23 protein-coding genes and 1 pseudogene are annotated in these 16,301 nt (G+C 64.0%); 6 read left to right on the forward strand and 18 right to left on the reverse strand.

Going from position 1 to position 16,301, the window contains the following annotated elements; translation table 11 throughout:
• Positions 1-214: 214 nt before the first annotated feature.
• The 7 genes and pseudogenes from fumC to ACXIQ9_RS07695 form a co-directional block, all read right to left on the reverse strand.
• On the reverse strand, positions 215-1,591 hold the full coding sequence (gene fumC / locus ACXIQ9_RS07665; protein WP_459016272.1) for a class II fumarate hydratase: 1,377 nt from the start codon (positions 1,589-1,591) through the stop codon (positions 215-217).
• Positions 1,588-2,154: a thylakoid membrane photosystem I accumulation factor gene (locus tag ACXIQ9_RS07670; RefSeq protein WP_459016273.1), complete on the reverse strand. Its 567-nt coding sequence runs from the start codon at positions 2,152-2,154 to the stop codon at positions 1,588-1,590. Before ACXIQ9_RS07670 ends, fumC begins: the two co-directional genes overlap by 4 nt.
• A gap of 40 nt (positions 2,155-2,194) precedes the next feature.
• Entirely contained in the window at positions 2,195-3,808 is a 1,614-nt protein-coding gene (locus ACXIQ9_RS07675) for a DUF3685 domain-containing protein (protein WP_459016274.1), read from the reverse strand.
• An 80-nt stretch (positions 3,809-3,888) separates the two neighbouring features.
• Positions 3,889-4,248 carry a Fur family transcriptional regulator gene (locus ACXIQ9_RS07680; protein ID WP_083797938.1) on the reverse strand — a complete coding sequence of 120 codons (360 nt, stop codon included), beginning with the start codon at positions 4,246-4,248 and terminating at the stop codon, positions 3,889-3,891.
• Between the two features lie 103 nt (positions 4,249-4,351).
• Complete coding sequence (gene hisA / locus ACXIQ9_RS07685; protein WP_459016293.1) at positions 4,352-5,125, reverse strand: 1-(5-phosphoribosyl)-5-[(5-phosphoribosylamino)methylideneamino]imidazole-4-carboxamide isomerase; 774 nt, start codon at positions 5,123-5,125, stop codon at positions 4,352-4,354.
• A 33-nt stretch (positions 5,126-5,158) separates the two neighbouring features.
• Positions 5,159-5,347, reverse strand: a pseudogene (locus ACXIQ9_RS07690) (TIGR02450 family Trp-rich protein); the annotation flags it as partial.
• On the reverse strand, positions 5,344-6,039 hold the full coding sequence (locus ACXIQ9_RS07695) for a Coq4 family protein (protein WP_459016275.1): 696 nt from the start codon (positions 6,037-6,039) through the stop codon (positions 5,344-5,346). The pseudogene ACXIQ9_RS07690 and the gene ACXIQ9_RS07695, both read right to left, overlap by 4 nt.
• A gap of 87 nt (positions 6,040-6,126) precedes the next feature.
• Here ACXIQ9_RS07695 and ACXIQ9_RS07700 point away from each other — a divergent pair, with 87 nt between their 5' ends.
• The gene (locus ACXIQ9_RS07700) at positions 6,127-7,047 is read left to right on the forward strand and encodes an NAD-dependent epimerase/dehydratase family protein (protein ID WP_459016276.1); all 921 of its coding nucleotides are present in this window, start codon (positions 6,127-6,129) and stop codon (positions 7,045-7,047) included.
• Here ACXIQ9_RS07700 and ACXIQ9_RS07705 read toward each other — a convergent pair.
• A complete protein-coding gene (locus tag ACXIQ9_RS07705; RefSeq protein WP_296416046.1) occupies positions 7,016-7,552 on the reverse strand; it encodes a CDP-alcohol phosphatidyltransferase family protein in 537 nt (178 codons plus the stop codon). The genes ACXIQ9_RS07700 and ACXIQ9_RS07705 overlap by 32 nt on opposite strands.
• A gap of 76 nt (positions 7,553-7,628) precedes the next feature.
• Between ACXIQ9_RS07705 and ACXIQ9_RS07710 the strand changes: the two genes are divergently transcribed.
• Positions 7,629-8,093 carry a CBS domain-containing protein gene (locus ACXIQ9_RS07710; RefSeq protein WP_010317385.1) on the forward strand — a complete coding sequence of 155 codons (465 nt, stop codon included), beginning with the start codon at positions 7,629-7,631 and terminating at the stop codon, positions 8,091-8,093.
• Positions 8,094-8,096: 3 nt separating this feature from the next.
• Here ACXIQ9_RS07710 and ACXIQ9_RS07715 read toward each other — a convergent pair whose 3' ends face one another.
• The 6 genes from ACXIQ9_RS07715 to ACXIQ9_RS07740 form a co-directional block, all read right to left on the reverse strand.
• Positions 8,097-9,389 (reverse strand): hypothetical protein, encoded by a 1,293-nt coding sequence (locus ACXIQ9_RS07715; RefSeq protein ID WP_459016277.1) that lies wholly within the window; start codon positions 9,387-9,389, stop codon positions 8,097-8,099.
• Positions 9,390-9,544: 155 nt separating this feature from the next.
• Positions 9,545-10,195 (reverse strand): ligase-associated DNA damage response endonuclease PdeM, encoded by a 651-nt coding sequence (pdeM, locus tag ACXIQ9_RS07720; RefSeq protein WP_459016278.1) that lies wholly within the window; start codon positions 10,193-10,195, stop codon positions 9,545-9,547.
• Positions 10,192-10,770 (reverse strand): glutathione S-transferase family protein, encoded by a 579-nt coding sequence (locus ACXIQ9_RS07725; protein WP_459016279.1) that lies wholly within the window; start codon positions 10,768-10,770, stop codon positions 10,192-10,194. Before ACXIQ9_RS07725 ends, pdeM begins: the two co-directional genes overlap by 4 nt.
• Positions 10,771-10,773: 3 nt before the next feature.
• Entirely contained in the window at positions 10,774-11,175 is a 402-nt protein-coding gene (locus tag ACXIQ9_RS07730; protein WP_459016280.1) for a gamma-glutamylcyclotransferase family protein, read from the reverse strand.
• A gap of 129 nt (positions 11,176-11,304) precedes the next feature.
• Positions 11,305-11,475, reverse strand: coding sequence for a hypothetical protein (locus ACXIQ9_RS07735; protein ID WP_459016281.1), 171 nt, complete (start codon positions 11,473-11,475; stop codon positions 11,305-11,307).
• Between the two features lie 67 nt (positions 11,476-11,542).
• Positions 11,543-11,671, reverse strand: a complete 129-nt coding sequence (locus ACXIQ9_RS07740; RefSeq protein WP_256463395.1) for a hypothetical protein — start codon at positions 11,669-11,671, stop codon at positions 11,543-11,545.
• A gap of 106 nt (positions 11,672-11,777) precedes the next feature.
• Between ACXIQ9_RS07740 and ACXIQ9_RS07745 the strand changes: the two genes are divergently transcribed.
• Complete coding sequence (locus ACXIQ9_RS07745) at positions 11,778-11,978, forward strand: hypothetical protein (RefSeq protein WP_010317371.1); 201 nt, start codon at positions 11,778-11,780, stop codon at positions 11,976-11,978.
• On the opposite strand, the gene ACXIQ9_RS07750 is transcribed toward ACXIQ9_RS07745, so the two are convergent.
• Entirely contained in the window at positions 11,964-12,446 is a 483-nt protein-coding gene (locus tag ACXIQ9_RS07750) for a nucleoside 2-deoxyribosyltransferase (protein WP_296418638.1), read from the reverse strand. The genes ACXIQ9_RS07745 and ACXIQ9_RS07750 overlap by 15 nt on opposite strands.
• A complete protein-coding gene (locus ACXIQ9_RS07755) occupies positions 12,439-12,831 on the reverse strand; it encodes a phosphoribosyltransferase (RefSeq protein ID WP_247478701.1) in 393 nt (130 codons plus the stop codon). The genes ACXIQ9_RS07750 and ACXIQ9_RS07755 overlap by 8 nt, the downstream gene beginning before the upstream one ends.
• A 206-nt stretch (positions 12,832-13,037) precedes the next feature.
• Between ACXIQ9_RS07755 and ACXIQ9_RS07760 the strand changes: the two genes are divergently transcribed.
• Together ACXIQ9_RS07760 and ACXIQ9_RS07765 are read left to right on the forward strand one after the other, a co-directional pair.
• Entirely contained in the window at positions 13,038-13,571 is a 534-nt protein-coding gene (locus ACXIQ9_RS07760) for a hypothetical protein (RefSeq protein ID WP_296416041.1), read from the forward strand.
• 40 nt (positions 13,572-13,611) lie between these two features.
• Positions 13,612-13,962: a DUF1651 domain-containing protein gene (locus tag ACXIQ9_RS07765; protein WP_010317363.1), complete on the forward strand. Its 351-nt coding sequence runs from the start codon at positions 13,612-13,614 to the stop codon at positions 13,960-13,962.
• Here the strand turns inward: ACXIQ9_RS07765 and ACXIQ9_RS07770 are convergent, their stop codons facing one another.
• Positions 13,963-14,175 (reverse strand): hypothetical protein, encoded by a 213-nt coding sequence (locus tag ACXIQ9_RS07770; RefSeq protein ID WP_296420646.1) that lies wholly within the window; start codon positions 14,173-14,175, stop codon positions 13,963-13,965.
• A gap of 141 nt (positions 14,176-14,316) precedes the next feature.
• Between ACXIQ9_RS07770 and ACXIQ9_RS07775 the strand changes: the two genes are divergently transcribed.
• Positions 14,317-14,493 (forward strand): hypothetical protein, encoded by a 177-nt coding sequence (locus tag ACXIQ9_RS07775; protein WP_459016282.1) that lies wholly within the window; start codon positions 14,317-14,319, stop codon positions 14,491-14,493.
• 212 nt (positions 14,494-14,705) lie between these two features.
• Here the strand turns inward: ACXIQ9_RS07775 and ACXIQ9_RS07780 are convergent.
• On the reverse strand, positions 14,706-16,301 hold a 1,596-nt coding region (locus ACXIQ9_RS07780), incomplete at its 5' end, for an iron uptake porin (RefSeq protein ID WP_459016283.1).

Here is a 16,301-nt window from a genome sequence, read left to right on the forward strand (position 1 = left end):
ACGCCCCAAGCTGTCTTCGAATCGAAAATGTCGCAAGTTCGGGCCTGCGTTACCAATTAATGCTAGATCTCGCGTTAATTGAGAGGTCTTCCGCTCTTGGATCTTTTCAACCTTCTTGGTCTTGGATTGTCATCAGGTTTTACGTCCTGATTCTTTCTCTTTCCAGAGAAAATCCTTCTGGCTTTATCTTTTCTTCGGAACAGAGTCGTATTTGTTAAACCATCGCCTCCGGGCGCACCCACTGGTCGAACTCCTCGGCGCTGATCTCGCCGAGCACCAGGGCGGCTTCCTTGAGGCTCAGCCCGTGCTTGTGGGCGTGTTTGGCAATGCCGCTGGCGCGGTCGTAGCCGATGGCGGGGGTCAGGGCCGTCACGAGCATCAAGCTCTGATTCAGCAGTCGCCCGATGCGCTGTTCATTGGCCTTGAGGCCCTCGATGCAGTGCTCGCGGAAGCTGGTGCAGCCGCCCGCCAGCAGCTCGATGCTCTCGAGCACGTTGTGGGCGATCAGGGGCTTGAAGACATTCAGCTCAAAGTTGCCCTGGCTGGCTCCGATCTGAACGGCGGTGTTGTTGCCCATCACCTGGGCCGCCACCATCGTCAGGCTCTCGCACTGGGTGGGGTTGACCTTGCCCGGCATGATCGAACTGCCCGGTTCGTTTTCCGGCAGGACGAGTTCCCCGAGGCCGCAGCGTGGGCCGCTGCCAAGCCAGCGGATGTCATTGGCGATCTTCATCAACGACCCCGCCAGCACCGTCAGGGCGCCATGGCTTGAGGCCAGGGCCTCATGGCCCGCCAAGGCCTGAAACTTGTTGGGGGCGCTGCTGAAGGCGGTTCCAAGCCGCTCCGTGAGCCGCGCCGCGACCGCCTCGCCAAAGCCCTTAGGGGCATTGAGGCCGGTGCCCACGGCCGTGCCACCAATGGCCAGCTCCCGCACCCGCGGCAGGCTCTGGCGGATGGCTTCAGTCGCCAGCTGCAGCTGGGCGACGTAGCCGCTGAATTCCTGGCCCAGGCTCAGGGGAACCGCATCTTGGAGATGGGTGCGGCCGATCTTGACCAGATCGGCGTAGGCCGTGGCCTTGGCCTGCAGTGCCGCCGCCAGGCCCTCAACCGCGGGTAGGAGACGTTGCTCGAGTTCGATCACCACGGCGATGTGCATCGCCGCCGGGAAGGTGTCGTTGCTCGATTGGCTGAGGTTGACGTGGTCGTTGGGGTGCACCGGGCTCTTGCTTCCCAGTTCACCGCCGAGGGCCTCGATCGCCTTGTTGGCGATGACCTCGTTGGCGTTCATGTTGCTCTGGGTGCCCGAGCCGGTCTGCCAGACCTTCAGCGGGAACTCCTGATCCAGATCTCCGGCGGCCACCTGCTCGGCGGCGGCCACGATGGCGCCGCAGAGGTCCGCATCCAGCTTGCCGAGATCGCGATTCGCCTCAGCGCAGGCCGCCTTGAGCTGACCAAAGGCATGCACGATCGCAAGGGGCATGCGCTGGCCGAAGGGGAAGTTCCCTATGGAGCGCTGGGTCTGGGCGCCCCAGTAGTGCTCCGCGGGAACGGCGATGACCCCGAGGCTGTCGGTCTCTTGGCGCTGACTCATGGGGCGGCGACGATTTCGCTGTTGAGTTCGTTGACCTCGCGGTTGAGGCTGAGCTTCGTATCACCCTGGGGACGGAGCCCGGTGATGCCGCTTAGCGCTTCGTTGATGGCGTCGATGCTCACGGGCCCGCTCTCATCGAGGACCACCTTGCCGCCGCGGTCCAGCACCACGACCTGGGGGATTTTGCCCTTCCAGTAGCTGGCGGGGTCAATGGCGCCGTGGGTCTCGCGGTTCTGCAGCGGGTCGGTCTGTAGCAGGATCAACTCAGCGCTGCGGCCCCAGAGGCGCTGCAGTTCGTTGAAGACGACGGCGTACTGCTTGCTGGCGGCGCTGTCATCGAGGAAGAAGCCCAGGATGATCACCCGGTGCTCCTCCAAGGCCTGCGAGAGGGTGCTTCGCGGCGGCACCAGGGAGCCGTTGCCCGCGTAGAGCGCGTAGATATTGCCGTCGTAGCTGTTGGTGTCCCGCGCGGCCTGGCTAGGTGCGGCGAGGCCCAGCACCAGAACCAAGCAGAGGGCCAGCGCTGCAAGGGGCTTCAGCAGCCGGGCCAGGGTGCGGGGCATCAACGCAGGGAAAGCTGCGGCCATTGTGGCCTTCAGCAGGTCAGGCACCGCGGCCGATGCTGCGGCCCATGCCCTGGAGGATTCCGCGGCCGACCAGGCCAATAGCCCGACCAATGACCTGGGTCAGCAGCACCACCACCAGATCCCCGAGTCGCCTGAACAGGGCCTGGACCTGGGGGGCAAGGGCATCGCGACCCTCCAGCACGAGGGTGATCAGTTGCTGGCCCCAGCTGAGCTGCTGCAACTCCCGGTCCCGGGGTTCCATGTGCTCGATCGGAACGATGGCGCCTTGCTGGAGTCCATAGAGCAAGCGGCGGCTTTCGTAGAGCTGGACGGGCCTTTCAAACAGGCTGTCCCAGCGTTGCTGGGAGTTCAGCTGGTTGCGCAGTCGCTCCAGGTTCCGTGTGGGCAGGAGATCACTGCGCAGTAGGTAGCGGCGCAGATCAGGCCAGGTGCTGCAGCTGGCGAGGATTTCTGCACTGATCAGTTCCGCCGTGCGAATCAGCCAGTTGCTGATCAGTGCCTCCAGGTGGAGCAGCGCCTGGGGTTCATCGGGGGCCAACAGGCGGCCGTCCACCAGGATCGGTTGGGCGCAGACCAGGGCCGCGAGCATCGGCAGGGCAGCCGGGAGTTCTGGATCCACCGCGGTGAGGTCACTGGCCTCACTCAGGCTCTGGGCGACGGGAAGCAGGCCCCCCTCAAGCGGTAGTTGGACGTATTCACCTGCCATGGCCCGCATGGAGAGGCGACGCAATTCCGGTTGCTGCCCAAGCCAACGCTCTTCCAGAGCCACACCGCGCAGCTGCTCGTGGCGGAAGCGGGTGATCAGGAGGTCGAACTGGGCCAGCAGGGCGAGCAGCAGATCGCGGCGGTGGTCCGTGTTCAGTCCCTCCAGGGCCATCAGTTGACCGCTTTGGTTGCTGAGACCGGTGGAGGCGGCCGTGATCAACCGCTCTTGGATGGCCTCCCAGACACCGATGGCCGTGCGCTCCCGCAGGGTGATGCCAACGACGGCCTGCGGCTCCGGGCGCTGCAGCGGCGCCTCAGACGGGAAGGCCATGCTGATCGGCCCCCAGAGCCAAAGCAGAAGCCGTTTGGCCAGGGCAAGTTCCCGCAGCCGACCCGCCAACAGCAGGGCGTTCAGGCCCACCGGCTGGAGGTCAAGCCAGCGGCGGCAGCGCAGCGCTTCCGCTTCGATTTGAGCCAGGCCACTGCGCAGCAGCCACTGGCCAAGGCCCAGCGCCTCCCGGCTTTGCTCGGGTTGCTCGATCCCGCGCAGGGGCCGCAGTTCCACCACCCTTCCGCCCGTCAGCAGGGTGTCAACGGCGGCGCGGATCTCCTGGGGCTCCGCCTGTTGCAGGAGCCCTTCAGCCGGCAACTGCAGCAGCCAGCTGTTGGGTAGGTCGGACTCCGCCGGTAGGAGCAGCAGCAGCGGTGCCGGTTGCCAGCGATCGCGCAGCTGGGCGAGTTCCCGCTCCAGCGTGGCCGCAGGCATGCCAGCACTGATGCTCCAGATCACCAGGGCGATGGCTCCCTTGTCTGGGTCGCTGGCGGATTTGAGCTGGAACGACTCCTCCAGCAACCGCTCCAGGCCCGCCTGAATCAGGGGCTCCGCCAGGATCAGGATCGGAGGTGCGTCCTTCGCCTCGGGCACGGATCAGCGTTGAGCCTTAATGGCGCTCAAGTTAACGGGGATTGACGCAGTTTCCAGTGCTGCTCAAGGCTCTGGCGCACTTAGCGCCGCCGTCCGCTGAGATTGAGCGTGTAGCTCTCAATCCGATAGCCGGTTTGCTCTTCAATGCGATCGAGCAGATCGGCGGGTAATTCCACATCCAGATCCTGGATGGCACCGGACTCGAGGCAGGTGATGTGGCTGTGGGGATCGCTGCGGTAGCCGTAGAGCCGTCCATTGGCGCGATCAAGACACTCGATCACCCCTGCGCTTTGGAGCGCTTCAAGGTTTTGGTAGACGGAGGTATGGCCGATGTTGCGGCCCTTGGCGTTGAGCCGCTCAAAGATGTCGCGGGCACTGAGGTGATCCCGTTCGTCCCAGAGCAGCTCGAGCACCATCCGACGCTGGCGTGAGAGCCGCATTCCCAGGTCTTTGCAGCGGGAATAGGCGAGATCCACCCCGTGGGTCCCGCCGGCCGATGCGTTGTTGGGTGCTGAGGAACCAGCCACGACCCAAAAAGGTCTCTTACACCGTTATAGAACCCGTAGGCGGATTGAGTGCGTCTTGGAGGCGCTCTGGACCGATGGCCTGTAGGGCTTCGGCGAGATCCACCGTGCCGTCATAGAGCGCGCGGCCGACGATGACGCCGCTCACCCCCAGGGGTGCAATGGAGAGCAGCGAGAGGATGTCCTCGAGGGTGCCGATCCCGCCCGAGGCAATCACTGGGATGCTGCTGGCCTCGGCCATGGCCCGCAGGGCGTCGATGTTCGGCCCGGCCAAGGTCCCATCGGTGGCGATGTCGGTGCTGATGATCGCGGCGACGCCGCTGCCTTCAAAACTCTTGGCCAATTCGGTGGCTTGGACGGTGCTGGTTTCGATCCAGCCACGGGTGGCCACTAGGCCGTCTTTGGCATCGATTCCCACCACGACCTTGCCCGGGTGACGGCTGGCGAGTTCTTTGACCAGCGCAGGCTTTTCGATCGCCACGGTGCCCAGGATCACCCGATCGAGGCCGCACTGCAGCAGTTCCTCGGCCCGCTCGGCACTGCGGACACCGCCGCCCAACTGGACGGGAATCGAGAGGGCTGAGGTGATGGCCTTGACCGCCTGGTCATTGATCGGTTGACCGGTTTTGGCCCCATCGAGATCGACCAGGTGCAGCCGTTGCGCCCCCTGCCGCTGCCAATCGAGGGCCTGCGCCACCGGGTCATCGTTAAAGCGGGTGACCTGGCCGTAATCACCCTGATGCAGCCGAACGCAATGGCCATCCAGCAGGTCGATGGCGGGGATGATCTGCATGGAGGCCGGTCGGCTCAAGGACTGCCAGCCAGGCTGCCAGAGGCTGCGATCCCGCAGTTGCACCAGCGGTACCTCGAGGCGGAACGCCCGATTCAGTACGGCTTCAAGCGCTAGCCGTCGCTCTTTCCCTTTGCCGGACTCCCCGAGAACACGAAAGTGGCGATAGCCCCGCGTCTGACCAAGGACGTTGGCCTGGGCGGTCCACTGCTGCGGCCACTTCATCCCTGGCAGAGCTGCAGGGCCAGGCCGTAGGGGGCGTTGTCTCCAGGATCCTGGATTCCCAGTTCCTGGCGCCACTGGTTGATGGGTTTCTCCCAGCCTTCCTCCCAGCGGGCGATGGCCAGGCACTGGGCCTGGTGAGCGATGGCCGAGCCATGGGCGGCGGCGGCGCTGATGCTTTCGAACTCCTCGAGCTTGAAGCGGAAGTTCGCCAGTTGGCTGGCGCTGGTGAGCAGGACATAGGCGGGAAAGCCGATCTGCGCCGCCGTGATCGCCAGCACCCCTGTCTCCCCTGCCCTTTCGGTGCCAAAGCCGCTGATGACGTGGTGGATGTCGTGGGTGGTCGCAATACGTTGCGTCAGCCATTGGCCGTCGCTCTCGATCGGCCTGGGCCGAGAGAATTCCGGGTCGTAGCCCAGCTGGCGAATCAAGCGGGCGTACTCCCGTCCCAGGCTTCCGGCCGGCAGCGCTTCGAGCGCCTCGATCTGGGGTTGCAGCGGCGGGTAGCGGCCGTCCATCAGTGCGGCCCCTCCGGGAAGTGCGCGGAAGCGCCTGATGCAGTCCTCCATCTGGGGGCTGCCAAGGAAGTTGTCCACCAGATCGGCGATGTTGCTCAGCTCACCGCCACTGCGGCCGACGGCGGCCAGCAACTTGAGGTTGTTAACGGAGCGCAGAACCTCGTTGAAGCGGCCCATGGCCTCTGCCCGTCGGAACCCTCAGTTTGCAGAGGGCTTCAAGGGTGTGCCCAGCGCTTTGAATGGTCGGACCTGCTGGCTGCTGCGATGAAGATCCTGGTGATGGGCGGAACCCGTTTTGTGGGCCGTCCCCTGGTGCAACAGCTTCAGGACGCGGGCCATACACTCACCCTGTTCACCCGCGGCAAGAACCCGGTTCCCGCTGGCGTCGAGCACCTCTGCGGTGACCGCAGCACAGCTGAGGGGCTATCGGCTCTTTCCGGTCGTCAATTTGATGTGATCGTCGATAGTTCCGGCCGCACCGTGGCGGACAGCCGCTCGGTTGTGGAGGTGACCGGGGCCCCGAGCCATCGCTTTGTCTACGTCAGCTCCGCCGGTGTCTATGCGGACAGCGCCCTCTGGCCCCTGACGGAGAACTCCCCGACCGATCCCGAGAGTCGTCACAGCGGCAAGCTCGACACCGAGGCCTGGTTGACGGCCGAGAAGATCCCCTTTACCAGCTTCCGGCCCACCTACATCGTTGGTGCGGGCAATTACAACCCTGTCGAGAGCTGGTTCTTCGATCGGATCGTCCATGGCCGTCCAGTGCCCCTTCCCGGCGACGGCAGCACGATCACCCAGTTGGGCCATGTCAACGACCTCGCCACGGCGATGGCCCTGAGCATTGGCGTCGATGCCGCAGCAAATCGGATCTACAACTGCTCGAGTGCCCAGGGCATCAGCTTCCGCGGTCTGGTGGAGGCGGCAGCGCGCGCCTGCGGCAAGGATCCGGCCTCCGTTGAGATCCGCAGCTTTGACCCCAGCAGTCTGGACAAAAAGGCCCGCAAGGCCTTCCCCCTGCGGATGGCCCATTTCCTAACTGATATCCATCGGGTCCAGCGCGAGCTGGCCTGGACACCCCAGTACGACGTCGAGCGCTCCCTCGCCGACAGCTACAGCAACGACTACGCCAAGCGGATGCCCACCAGCCCTGATTTCAGCTCCGACGATCAGCTGCTGGCGCTGTGATGTAGCCCCAGGCTGAGCTCAGGGCCAGCGCCAGGGAGGGCCAGAACAACCAGAAACCCAACAGCTGGAGCGGGGCTGCTCCCCCACCGGGCCAGAGCAGCAGTAAGAGGGCGGCGAATTGAAGGATGGTTTTGGCCTTGCCGCCCCAGGAGGCAGGTCCTCCGCTGCCTTGCCCAGCACGCCAGCCGGAGATCAGCAGTTCACGGGCGAGCAGGAGCCAGATCGCCCAGAGGGGCAGGGAACCTGCAGCGCCTAGCCAGAGCAGGGGCGCCAGGATCAGGATCTTGTCGGTGAGTGGGTCCAGACGGGCCCCCCAGACCGAGCCGCCCCCGGCGCGTCTGGCCAGCCAGCCGTCGGCGGCATCGCTGAGGCCCCCGAGCAGCAGCAACCACCAGGCCAACCAGCCGTTGCCCTGGACCAGCGCCAGGATCAGGGGCAGACCGATGACGGCGCGGGCGATGGTCAGGCCATCGGCAAGCTGCCGGCTGAGGCTGGAGTTCGGCATGGCTTTCCGACCAAGCGTTGCGGTTCATTCTTCCGCCTGACGGAGCGGCCACAATGACGGCATCCGCAGCGCAGTCATGGTCGTTGAACGCCGGGTCTCCGAAGTGATGACCACGCCCATTCGCAGCGTTGGTCGCGAGACGCCCCTCCAGAACGCGGTGCAGGTGATGAGCGATCACCACATCAGTGGTCTGCCCGTGGTCGATGCCGCCGGGGCGCTGGTGGGCGAGCTGACCGAGCAGGACCTGATGGTGCGTGAGAGCGGCTTTGATGCCGGCCCTTACGTGATGCTGCTCGACGCCGTGATCTATCTGCGCAACCCGCTGCAGTGGGACAAGCAGGTGCATCAGGTGCTCGGCAACAGCGTTGGCGAGGTGATGAGCCAGGCCCCCCACACCTGCAGTGGCGACACCCTGCTGCCGGAGGCGGCCCGCTTGCTGCATGAAAAGGGCACGCAGCGGCTGTTTGTGCTCGATGAGCAGCGGCGCCCGGTCGGGGTCTTGACCCGAGGTGATGTCGTGCGGGCGTTGGCCTCGGCCTGATCCCTAGAGCGGTGGCGGCGCCAGCACCGGTGGCAGCGGCCGAGGGGGGAGCAGCGGCGGCGGAGTTGGTGCCCCGAGGAGGAAGTCCCCCGGTGGCATCACCTCAGCAGGCGCAAGCGCATCAGCATCCCCGTTTAAGAACTCCGGCTCCTGGGGCAAGGGCTGACCATCCAGCAGCACCAGGGGTGGCGGTAGGTCGGGGGCTTCAGGCGTGAGTTCGTTCTCGAGCGCGCTGTTGGCTGCGCTCTCCTGAAGTTCCCTGAGGGCCAGGGGATCGGCCGTGATCGGCGGTTCACGCAGCGGCGAGCGCTTGGCGCTGCCCGGCGGTTGGGCCAGGGGTGCGGGCGACCAGATCAGGCGCGCCACCGGCTCGACCCCCTGCTCCATCAGACGGTTCAGCCCGGCGAGGGCGCGGTCGGCCAGCTGCGCACCGAAGCTCTGGCCGCATTGCAGCGGGTTGCTGCAATCCCGCTGCCCCAGGCGCGGCGTGAGGCTGGCCAGCAAATTGCCCCGCAGGGGGATGGCGCGGGAGCTCAGTCGCAGCAGGTAGGGGACGTGGACAAAGCTGGTGGCTCCACCGCTGATCCAGTTCGCATCGGCTTCGGTGAATCCTTTGACCCCTGGAATGATCAGGCGGCTTTTGGAGGCGTGATCGGGCAGGTAGGCCGCCTTGAAACCGCGCTGACGGGCCAGGCTTTTGGTTTGCTCGAGTGTCAGGCCATCGCGGCTCATCAGCACCTCCAGGCGACCATCGCTGCGCAGGCCGATGACCATCCGAATCCGCGGCAGGTAATAGCGGATCTGCTGCCCCATCGACACGCTGTAGGCGCCGCGGTATTCAGGCGGGGGATCGAGAAGATCGTTGTAGAGACTGTGCAGCCCACCGATGAAGGTGTCGTACTGAGCGGCCCGCTCGGATGTGAGTTCGCCAAAGCCGAAATCAGCACCGCCGTCGTGGCGAATCCCCACAAACGCCCGTTGGCGGGCGGCGGTTCGGTTTCGACCTCTCCAGACCTGATCTCCCAACTTCAGGTCCCCTAGCGGAACCGTGATCTCCCGGCCCAGGCTGTTGACATGCCGCTCGTACATCGGCCCGGAGACGTAGGCCAGGGCGGAGGAGTCGTTGTAGGCGTCCTGCTCCCGGTCCCAGCCCTCGAGCAGATCAATGCGGACCTTGCGCGGGTCGAAGTCGAGGGCGTAGACGTCCTGGTCGGGCAGGTAGCGGAAGGGTTCGGCCTGGCCGCCGACCGCACTCAAGCCTGAGGAACCCGTTCTGGCCGGCTCGCCCTCGGGCAAGGGCGGCGCAATGGCGACAAAAAACGCAAACAGACCGGCTGGAAGCCAAAGGGGGATCCAGCGCTTGCGTCGCCAATGGGGGCGCTTCTGTTTCGTCGGTGGCGCTGAAGCGGTGTCCAGATGAAGGGACCAGAGATCAGCAATCTAGGGACCGCTTAGTTCGCGCCCGGCAGTTTCAGAACCCGGTCTTCGGCAATGACCCAGCGCTGCATGTTCAGTGGAGCTGGATGGCCTCCCGTGAGTTCGCCGAAGGCGGGCAGCAGCAGGCGTTGCTGGCTGAAATCCAAGCCAAAACAGGGCAACCGCAGCCGATCAGAGCCTTGTCCGAGGACCGCCACGGGGTGCACGTGGCCGCAGATGTTGAGCAGCTCAGGCGCCGGAGGCGTCTCCGGTTCGTGGCTCAGCCACCAGGCGCCGCGTTGCAGGGATGGTTGGGCTTGCAGTGAGGGAAAGATGGCGCCGCGATCGTGATTCCCTCCGACCAGGACCAGCTCGCACCCCATCAGTTGGGGTAGAGCTGCGAGCTTCTCCTGGAGTTCAGGGGTCAGTCCCAGCCGGCTATGGATCAGGTCCCCGAGGACCAGCACCTGCTGCGGATGAAGCGAGGCCGTGAGCTCCAGCAGCCGATTGAGATTCCCCTGATCCCCATCGCTGGGCAAGGGGATGCCCTGCGCCTGAAAGCTCTCGGCCTTGCCGAGATGGAGATCGGCAATCAGCAGGACCTGGAGCTCTGGATCCCAGGCGGCCCGTTGGGGCAGCAACTCCAGGCGGCTATTGCCCCAGGTCAGGGTTTCGTTGGAGCTCAACGCTGGCCCATGACCCGTTGGTAGGCCGCCCGTTGTTGGGTCGCGGCAATCGTGGCTTGAACCTGCGGGTAGGGGTTCAGATCAATCTGTGGGAAGAAGATCGGCAGGTAGGCCAGGTAGGCGTTCACGGCGCAATCGGCGACGCCCCAGTCGCCGCCCATCAGGGGACCGCTAGCGAGCTTGCGATCGAGCACTTCCATCAGCCGGGGGAACTCCCGCTCCCGGTTGGAGGGGACAAACAGGGCCGTGGCCAGGGTGGCGTTGGCAAAGAGCACCCACTGCTGCGCCAGGCCCCGCTCCGCGGCGGTCTGGCATTCGCCCCCAAAACGCTCCGCCAGGTAGAGGAGGATTGCGCCACTTTCAAATAACTGCAGTCGCCCATTGGGCAGGCTGGGATCCTCATCCACCAGCGCCGGCACCTTGGCGAAGGCGTTGATGGCGGTGAAGGGCTCTTGGCGGTGCTCCCCGGCCTCCATGTCCAGGAGCTGCCAGGTGTAGGGGATTCCCCGTTCTTCCATGTACCAGCGCGGCATGGAGGCGCGGCTGCGGGCGCCGCCGAACAGGGTGAGGGCCATGGATCAGCTGGAAACCGGCCTGAGCGTAGAAGCTGCAGACAGCGGCGTCGGTTGGTTTTGATCTGATCCGCTCCAGCAACCGTTGCTCAGGACTGGAGCGAATCGCACCTGCCGCGGCTTGCCGAGATAGACCCAGGCCTCGCGACCATCGGTCAGGCGGCGCAGCTCCCGCCGGTAGAGCCGGGGTGCTCCCTCGAATCGATCCAGCGCCTGCAGTTCCTGGGCCGTGATGCTGTAAAGCTCACCGCTGATGGGGCGACTGGCCTGGGGATTACAGATGGCCATCGGGAAGGGCCCAAGGTTGTAGAGCTCCAGTCCACTGAGGAGCGCCGCTCCTTCGAACGGGGCATTGCCCAGAAGGCCATGGGAGCGCTCGCCGCGCTTCAGCGTCCCGTAGACGAACACCAGGCCGACATAATCAGGAGCCCCGTTGGTCCCACCCATGACGATTGCCTTGCTGATTGCCTTGGCTGGCTCCTTGGGTGCGATGGCGTTAATCGTGCGTCGTCTCGAGAAGTCCTGATCGGACGCCCCCTAGATCGCCCAGAACTCAGGGTCACACTTCCGCTGCCGAGGCACCAACCTCAGGTCGTGATCAGGGAAGAGGTCGCGGCTGAGATGCCAAGCCTGCTCTTGGGTCTCTGCCTGCAGTGGAACCCTCAGGATGCGCTGGGGGAGCGTGACGTTCAGCTCGTAAAAGAACATTGGGCGCCACCGTCTCTATTCAGGCGGTAGCTAGGGATTTCGCGGGTGGACTCAAACCCAAAGGTTCTTATCCGAAAGCATTGCTGAAGACGGCTTGAAAATTCGCGTGTCCGTGGATCAACAGGGCCGCTGAGAGGGGCACCACGGCGAGGACCAGGGCCAAAAACAGAGCCGAGAGGGGTCGGTGGTTGTTCATGGGCCGCATTGTCGCGCTCTGTTTGGGTGAGCTGACGCGTGCCGAAAAAGCTGTTCGCTTTTTTGGTCTTTCGCTTAGGAGGGCATTCCTGGATTGAACGGTGCTGATGGATGGGCTGGCTCGGGAGCGACTGGGACGCATCAACCCCAATGTCCTCGCCGATCTGTTGAAGCTCACCCCTGAACAGCGGCGTCAGATGGTTCAGCAGCTGAGCGGACTCGAGGCCAACGGGACGATCCCCGTCGAGGTGGCGATGCGTGCCGCCCAAAGGGCCAAAGACGCTGGCGCTTCCTCAGATCTCGCCTGACGCCCAGCCCCTGAGCCATTGCATGAGCGCTTTACTCGGGGCCTTGAGCTCCTCGATCGATCCATAGAGCCAGTCCTGCCAGCCTTCCTGGGGCAAGCCGCTGAAGACCATCAGATTCAGGGGATAGTCCTCGGAGTCGCTGCAGCGCCGGAAGTCATCGCGGTAAAGAAAAACAGGTTTCCCGAGGGCAATCGCGGCACCGAGTTCCAGCATCACGCCTTCATCGGGAGGCGTGCCGTTGACGATGGCGAGGAGGGCGTCGGCATCACGCACGTCCTGCAGATCCGCCTGGGCGACGCGCCAGGCCCAGCCCGGCTGCGCGAGATCCACCTGACCATTTCGCGTGAACGGCTCCCAGACCTCGATCCCTAGCTGCTCAAGGGCCTCGACAAAGTCAGGCAGCAAGCGCGAGCGCCAATGGGCCGAGAAGCCGTAGGGCGAGGCCAGATAGAGGGTTGGTTTAGCCATGGGAGCGTGAGGCGCGGTACTGCTGTTCATCAGCTCTGGCTGCTGCTGCGTTCTCCCAGGGGAAGAGCACCCATTCGCTCGAGTCGTTCACCTCGAGGGCGCTCCACCACTGCGGTTCCACCTTGCTGATCCAGACCAAGGTGGTGATGTCCGTGCGGCTTCGGAAGGGCTCAACAGTGCGCCCGGTTTCATAGATGTCGTCGACCACCAGGCAACCCGCCTCTGGCTGATCCAGTAGCGGTAGGCCCAGGCGATGGCTCAGGCAGACCGCCAGGACCAGTCCACCGCGCGGAACCCCGTAGACCCCCGTCCAAGACGACGACTCAAACTTCTCCAGCGTGGCGTCTAGGGCCCGGTCAAGGTCAGCCCAGCTGAGGGTGCGCATGCGGCTGTGTCTGGTCCCCTGAGCATGAGCCATAGCCCACTGAGATGGGCCGCGGCACGGCCAATCGAGAGAACGGCCAGGCCGATGCAGAGGGGGCAGTGCGTGAGGCTCATCCGCTCAGCTTGCAGGGTTTGCGACCGTCGGTTCTGATTCCCGCTGAATCTTCATGCCAGCCGCTACAAGGGAAGGACGATGGATGGGGCCCGATGCGCCTGCTGCTGTTGTTGGCGCTGCTCCTGGTGGGGTGCCAGAGCGGAGATGACGGTTCTGATCTGGTGGTGAAGACCAGCTCCGGTCAACGGCTGTTGGTGGAGGAGGGCAGCGTTCAACTGGAGGACCGACGCATTGCGCAGCGGGTGAATCTCGAGTCGTTAAAGGCCGAGATCGCCTGGGCCAAGAAAAACGTCGACTTCAATGAACGCGACGGCATCCCCGTTGACTTCTGGCAGAAGGACCTGGAGGGGGACCAGGCACGTCTGGCTGCCGCTGAGGCACTAATCCAGAGCGAGAAGGAGCACGGCGTGCTCTACCGCGTGGCCCGCTTCGCTCCAATCGTGGAGGGTCCCAACGGGGCGCGTCGGACACTCCCGGTGGTGACGGCCTATTGCGTGCGCGACTCGATCCCTGGGGTGGCCGAGAACCTGGCGCAGTTCAAGATCAGCCAAGGACAACTGAACTCCCAGGACCCCCGAGAGGTGCTCGTGGCCAAGATCTGCCGCCGCTGGACGACGACGCCATAAAAAAGACCCCCGATTCAAGAGGGCCTGTTCTGTTCTCTGCGTGGGGGCATCGAAGCGTCACGCCCAGAGCTGCACCATCGGTGAGAACACCTACTCTCGATCGCCGCGGGACTTTGTCGTGACGGTGGCGGCCCAGGAGAAACGCGAGCAGAAGCGTCAGGGCAGGGCCGGTTCAGGTTGGTTGCGCTCGGCCTGCGGCAGCAAGGTGGTTCGGATCACCACGATCGACCCGACGGCCCACGCCCAGTGGTGTGAGGTGGTCAATGCCGACTTGGCCAGCGATGGCCAGATCCAGGCGTTTCACAACAGCCGAATGCTCCGCTACAACGCGGTGCGCCTTTGGCAGAACCTGCTGCGACAGGGATGGACTCAGGTGCCAGCCCAGTGGTGATCAGGCCGGGACGAAGCGCTGTTTGAGCCCCTTCCACCAACGCACCAGCAGCGACCACCACTGACCAAACCCGCTCTGGGCGGCCGCAGGACGGGCCATGGCGGCGGCGCAGGGCCTGGGGCTCAGTGGTTCAAAGCCATCGCAAGAGGAGAGGGCCTCGGCTTGGATCTGCTGCTCAAGGGTGTGCCGAGCGGCTGATCGATTGCGTGACACCGACATGCGCACCTTCGCGAACCAGCCTTGTTATTGCGCCATCCCAGCCCTGGGGCAATGAGTTCTGATGCTCATCCTGCTCGGGCTGTGTCAGGCCCGGCTGCCGTTGCTAGAGCCAGAGAGGGATGTGTGTTCAGGGGAATGGTGCGAAAGCGGGCGATTGGCGATGGCCAGCTGCGGGATTTGGAGCAGCACTACATCCAGGCGATCTATCGCTACAACGAGGCCCTGGATCAAGGCCCCCATTGCGCCTCGAAGGCACGCCGGGAGATGGTTCGCCTTGAAGTGGAAGTCCGCAGACTGCGCTACGGCTACTGAGTTCCTCTTCAGCGCTCCGCTTTGGTGGCCTCTGCGATCAAGCGCTGCACCCGATCCAGCACTGACTCGTTGCTGAGTCGATTGTTGAGGCGTTCCATCACCAGTCGCAGTACTCCGAGTTGATCGATCCAACAAAAAGCCCCGGCGGTAGCCGGGGCGAAGAGAGGTGAATAGGGCTCTAACTGTAAGAAGTGAGCCTTAAGCGTTCTGGATCAGAACTTGAAGGTGGTCTTCACGAGGCCACCAAACACGTTGTTGGAGGCGTTGTACTGACCGTTCGAGTAGTTGATCCGACCGATCTGACCACCGTAGTTGTTGATGTAGTACAGAGCAGGGGTGACGGTGATGTTGTCGGACACCTGGAACTTGTACCACCACTCCCACATGTAGTTGGAGTCGAGATTCCCGGTGATCCCGTTGACCCGACCGTAGTTACCACCACCATTCTTGGTGATGAAGGGGGCTTGACCAACAGCCATGCCGAGGTCGTTGCCCTTCACGAAGGTGTCGGGCCACTGCAGACCGACATACCAGGAATTGGCCTGAGGAGCCCTAGTACGACCTGGGACGCCATTTTGGGTGAGAACAGCAGAGTCGCTATTGAAGGTGCTGATGCCCCAACCGGCGCTCACAGAAGGAATGAACCCTGTCTTCTCAGGCACCCAGTAGCCACTGAGGCCGAAGTTATTGGAAGAATCATCACCCAACCCTGCACCGAAATCTGAATAGATCAGAGCCAGGGGAGTACCCGAGGCGATCTCCAGGTTCTGGCTGTAGGTGTAGGCCGCTGCAATACCCCAGGAGCTGCCGCCCACCAAGGGAGCCTTGTCACCGGTGAAGCCCAGCTGAGTGACCGAGGTGCTGCTGGAGCCCTGGGTCATGATGCCGCCTTCCGACGGCTTACCAACATTGCCATTGGTGGCGACGTAGTTGGTGGACAGGGTCCAACCCTTGGCGCCGAGGACGTTGTTCCAGGTGATACCTGCACCAGAGCCAAGGCCGTTGGTGTTGTAGGTACCGGGTGCACCAGCGAAGGTGAAGAAGTCGAGGATCGTGTCAGCGGGGTAAACGCTGGGCCACATGCCGATCATGCCGGCGTCATCCATGCGGACCAGACCACCAACGGTGACGCTGAAGTCTTTGCCGACAGGGAAGTTGTAGAAGAGGCGATTGACTTCCACCACGTTGGGGCTGGTGGGTTCATTCACCGCCACTTCCAGGGTGGTCAGGCCGTTGGCATAGGCGTTGTGGGAGCCCCAGAAGTTGCCGCCACGCAGGGTGGTGCGCAGCAGGTCCTTACCGGTGAAGCTGGTGTCGAGGTTCAGGCGAACGTCGTAGTTGAAGGTCGTCGCACCGATGTCACGACGGTTGTACTGAGCCGTGCCGAACTCGTCCTCGTACTGGGACATGTTGTTGACTTGGGAGCCATTGCTGTAGCCGATTCGGCTGGGATCAACAAGGCGCCCGCTGGGGCCTCGCCCAGGCATCTGCATTGCAACAGGATTGGGGTACTGAGTCCCGCCAAAGCTGTTGGCACCCAGGACAAAGGTGGCTTGACCACGCAGCTTGGTGGTGGTGGAGAACTGGGTCGCTTCCAGCTCGCCCACGCGGGCCTCGAGGCCATCCACGCGGCCGCGCAGCACAGCCAGCTCACGCTCGAATTCCTTCATCAGGCGCTTGAGCTCGTCGGTCACCTCAGTGATCCGGTCGAGGCAAGCGTTCAGCAGTGCAGCCGCTTCATAGCGGGTCATCGCACGGTTGCCGCGGTAGGTGCCGTTGGGGTAACCAGCGACGCAGCCGTAGCGCTC

The sequence above is a fragment of the Synechococcus sp. LTW-G genome (genome assembly GCF_054459035.1).

What these genes read in the sequence shown, in the direction of transcription:
- ACXIQ9_RS07725 (WP_459016279.1), bottom strand. Translation starts at nt 10,770, where the DNA reads ATGGCCCTCACCCTGTTCGGCGGCGCCCGCAGCCGCGCCTCCATGCCG.
- ACXIQ9_RS07745 (WP_010317371.1), top strand. Translation starts at nt 11,778, where the DNA reads ATGGATGGGCTGGCTCGGGAGCGACTGGGACGCATCAACCCCAATGTC.
- ACXIQ9_RS07710 (WP_010317385.1), top strand. Translation starts at nt 7,629, where the DNA reads ATGGTCGTTGAACGCCGGGTCTCCGAAGTGATGACCACGCCCATTCGC.
- ACXIQ9_RS07750 (WP_296418638.1), bottom strand. Translation starts at nt 12,446, where the DNA reads ATGGCTAAACCAACCCTCTATCTGGCCTCGCCCTACGGCTTCTCGGCC.
- ACXIQ9_RS07775 (WP_459016282.1), top strand. Translation starts at nt 14,317, where the DNA reads ATGGTGCGAAAGCGGGCGATTGGCGATGGCCAGCTGCGGGATTTGGAG.
- ACXIQ9_RS07670 (WP_459016273.1), bottom strand. Translation starts at nt 2,154, where the DNA reads ATGCCCCGCACCCTGGCCCGGCTGCTGAAGCCCCTTGCAGCGCTGGCC.
- ACXIQ9_RS07755 (WP_247478701.1), bottom strand. Translation starts at nt 12,831, where the DNA reads ATGCGCACCCTCAGCTGGGCTGACCTTGACCGGGCCCTAGACGCCACG.
- ACXIQ9_RS07700 (WP_459016276.1), top strand. Translation starts at nt 6,127, where the DNA reads ATGAAGATCCTGGTGATGGGCGGAACCCGTTTTGTGGGCCGTCCCCTG.
- ACXIQ9_RS07695 (WP_459016275.1), bottom strand. Translation starts at nt 6,039, where the DNA reads ATGGGCCGCTTCAACGAGGTTCTGCGCTCCGTTAACAACCTCAAGTTG.
- fumC (WP_459016272.1), bottom strand. Translation starts at nt 1,591, where the DNA reads ATGAGTCAGCGCCAAGAGACCGACAGCCTCGGGGTCATCGCCGTTCCC.
- ACXIQ9_RS07740 (WP_256463395.1), bottom strand. Translation starts at nt 11,671, where the DNA reads ATGAACAACCACCGACCCCTCTCGGCTCTGTTTTTGGCCCTGGTCCTC.
- ACXIQ9_RS07680 (WP_083797938.1), bottom strand. Translation starts at nt 4,248, where the DNA reads ATGCGGCTCTCACGCCAGCGTCGGATGGTGCTCGAGCTGCTCTGGGAC.
- ACXIQ9_RS07760 (WP_296416041.1), top strand. Translation starts at nt 13,038, where the DNA reads ATGCGCCTGCTGCTGTTGTTGGCGCTGCTCCTGGTGGGGTGCCAGAGC.
- hisA (WP_459016293.1), bottom strand. Translation starts at nt 5,125, where the DNA reads ATGCAGATCATCCCCGCCATCGACCTGCTGGATGGCCATTGCGTTCGG.
- ACXIQ9_RS07705 (WP_296416046.1), bottom strand. Translation starts at nt 7,552, where the DNA reads ATGCCGAACTCCAGCCTCAGCCGGCAGCTTGCCGATGGCCTGACCATC.
- ACXIQ9_RS07735 (WP_459016281.1), bottom strand. Translation starts at nt 11,475, where the DNA reads ATGTTCTTTTACGAGCTGAACGTCACGCTCCCCCAGCGCATCCTGAGG.